The organism is Bradyrhizobium sp. SHOUNA76 (genome assembly GCF_023006445.1).
In the GTDB taxonomy this organism is placed as follows: Bacteria; Pseudomonadota; Alphaproteobacteria; order Rhizobiales; family Xanthobacteraceae; genus Bradyrhizobium.
The window spans coordinates 1-2,881 of sequence record NZ_JALBHA010000658.1; the positions used below are offsets into that span (position 1 = coordinate 1).

2 protein-coding genes and 1 pseudogene are annotated in these 2,881 nt (G+C 67.0%); 1 reads left to right on the top strand and 2 read right to left on the bottom strand.

The genetic code is table 11. The features are described 5' to 3' along the window. Both MOV74_RS35170 and MOV74_RS35175 read right to left on the bottom strand, forming a co-directional pair. Positions 1–198 (bottom strand): annotated as a pseudogene (locus tag MOV74_RS35170) (carboxylesterase family protein); the annotation flags it as partial. A 77-nt stretch (positions 199–275) separates the two neighbouring features. Further along, entirely contained in the window at positions 276–485 is a 210-nt protein-coding gene (locus MOV74_RS35175; RefSeq protein WP_246931699.1) for a hypothetical protein, read from the bottom strand. Between the two features lie 229 nt (positions 486–714). Between MOV74_RS35175 and MOV74_RS35180 the strand changes: the two genes are divergently transcribed. Next, on the top strand, positions 715–2,881 hold a 2,167-nt coding region (locus MOV74_RS35180; RefSeq protein ID WP_246931701.1), incomplete at its 3' end, for an alpha/beta hydrolase fold domain-containing protein.

Here is a 2,881-nt window from a genome sequence, read left to right on the forward strand (position 1 = left end):
CGGGCGCCAGCGCAGCGCGCCGACCGGCGGCGCCGCGTAAGCCAGTCCCTTGAACGAGGCCACCTCGCCTTCGACGGCGCCGAGCATCTGCCCTTCACGCGTCAGCGCGAATGGAAACTGTCCGACCGGCTGCGCCGCGGCCGAGCCGGCGCAGCACAGGACAATGGAAGCTGCAACAAGCGCGAGCACGGATCGCATCTTCGGAGCATCTCGATGCGCGGACGGTTTCCTGCAGGTTACGTCCGCGGCCGTCAGAGAGGCAAGCCTCGCGCGACCTAACCGCCCTTGGCAATGAGCTCCGCCAGCGCGTGGCGCGCGACGATGCCGAGCTCGCCGAGGGTGGAGTGGCCCGCCCCTGCTGCCTCGATCAGGCGCTCGGCGATGAACCTGCGGCTGTCGTGATCGCCACCGTACGGCAGTTGGCGGCACGTCTCCTCCAGGACGACGTCCATGTTCGCTTTGGTCCGCTCACTCAACTCTGGCATGACGCTCGGTCGCTACGCGTGGCTTGTAGCCGCAAGCATACACAGACGGATCGGACATGATTACCCCGGGTGATCACGGCCATTGTGCATCGCGATGCGTGTGGCGCCGCCAGATTCACGTGGCCATGATGCTGCCCCAAACGACCACCGAAGATTGCACTTGCTCTGATGACAAGCTGAACCTGCGGCGATAGCCTGCCGGCAAAACAAAACACACGGGAGGAATGCGATGCCTGACGCAATGGTTGCTACACGTGCCTCCGACGAGCGCGGAACCGCCCAGCAGGTCGATGTTGCCGTGGTCGGCGCCGGATTTGCCGGCCTCTATCTTCTGCATCGCCTGCGCAAAGCCGGCTTCGAGGCGGTCGCGCTCGAAGAGGCCGGCGACGTCGGCGGCACCTGGTACTGGAACCGCTACCCGGGCGCCCGTTGCGACATCCAGACCATCGATTACAGCTACACCTTCGATCCCGAGCTCGATACCGCCTGGACCTGGTCGGAGAAATACGCGACCCAGCCCGAGATCCTGCGCTATTTCGGCTTCATCGCCGACCGCTACGACCTCAGGCGCGACATCCGCTTCGGGACCAAGGTCACCGAAGCCAATTGGGACGAGAAGGCCGAGCGCTGGCAGCTGACCACCGACAACGGCGCGCCGGTCTCCTGCCGTCACTACATCATGGCGACCGGCTGCCTTTCGGCGCCAAAGCCGCCGGAAATCGACGGCGTCAGGGATTTCAAAGGCGAGGTCTATTTCACCGGACGCTGGCCGCATGACGGCGTCAACCTCGCGGGAAAGCGCGTCGCCGTGATCGGCACGGGCTCGTCGGCCATCCAGTCGATCCCGCTGATCGCCGAGCAGGCCGCGCATCTGACCGTGTTCCAGCGCACGCCGAACTTCGCGCTGCCGGCGCATAACGGCCCGGTGCCGTCGGACCGCATGAGCCTGCTGCAAGGCGATCGCGCGGCCTATCGCGAGCAGGCGCGCCAATCGATGACCGGCGTGCCCTATCCGCAGCAGACGGTCGTGAGCTGGCAATTGAGCGATGCCGAGCGTCGTGAGCGGTTCGAACGTGCCTGGGCAGCCGGCGACCTCATCCACATCCTGACGCAGCTCTGGGCCGACCAGGCGGTCGACATCGACGGCAACAAGATCGTCCAGGACCTGATCCGCGAGAAAATCCGGGCCGCCGTCAGGGATCCCGAGACCGCCGCGGCGCTCACGCCGCACGACCATCCCTTCGGCGCCAAGCGCCCCTGCCTCGATACGAATTACTACGCGACCTACAACCGGCCGAACGTCACGCTGGTCAATCTGCGCCAGGAGCCGATCAAGGCGATCACCGCAAGCGGGATCTCCACGAGCGGCCGCAGCATCGACGTCGATGTCATCGTGTTTGCGACCGGGTTCGACGCCATGACCGGCGCGATCCGCGCCGTGCATCCGATCACCGGACGCGGCGGCAAGTCGCTCACCGACGTCTGGGCGCAGGGGCCGCAGACCTATCTTGGGCTCACGGTCGAGGGCTTCCCGAACTTCTTCATGATCACCGGTCCCGGCAGCCCGTCGGTATTGTCGAACATGGCGGTGTCGATCGAGCAGCACGTCGATTGGGTGGTCGACCGCCTGGCCGCGCTGCGCGATGCTGGCTTCACCACGATGGAGCCGACCGAGACGGCGCAGGCCGGCTGGAACAGGCACATGGCCGACTGTTCGACGCTGACACTGCACCGGCTCGCCAACACCTGGTACACGGGCGCCAACGTGCCCGGCAAGGTGCAGGGCCTGATGCCTTATACCGGCGGCGTCGGCCCCTATCGCAGCATCTGCGACGAGGTGGTCAGCCGCGGCATGCTGGGCTTCAAGCTCACCGGCCCTGGCGGCACGGAGCAATGCAATGACGGCGAGGTGGTGCGCCTGCAGCCGGACGTGCGGCTGGTGCTCAACCTGCTGGCGTCGCTGAACCTGCCGCCGATCGAGTCGATGGGCGCGCTCGGCGCCCGCGCCTTCGTGGACGAGTTCAACAAAGGCCGGCCCGCCGGGCGGCCGATCGGCGACATTGCCGACGGCACCCTGCCCATCACCGACGGCGCGCTGCCCTACCGCGTCTACAAGCCGGCAACGCCGGGACCGCATCCGGTCGTGGTCTATTTCCACGGCGGCGGCTGGGTGCTCGGCGACGAGCAGTCCGACGAGCCGTTCTGCCGCGACATGGTGCGGCGGACCGGCATGATGTTCGTCAGCGTCGGCTATCGTCATGCGCCGGAGCATCGCTTCCCGACCGCGGCCGAAGACGGCTATGCGGCAACCCGCTGGATCGCCGAGCACGCCACTGAACTCGGCGGCAGACCGGGCCCGGTGCTGGTTGCAGGCTGGAGCGCCGGCGGCAACATCG

Bases quoted from the DNA above. Each gene is read 5' to 3' on its own strand.
- MOV74_RS35175 (WP_246931699.1), bottom strand. From the start codon at position 485: ATGCCAGAGTTGAGTGAGCGGACCAAAGCGAACATGGACGTCGTCCTG.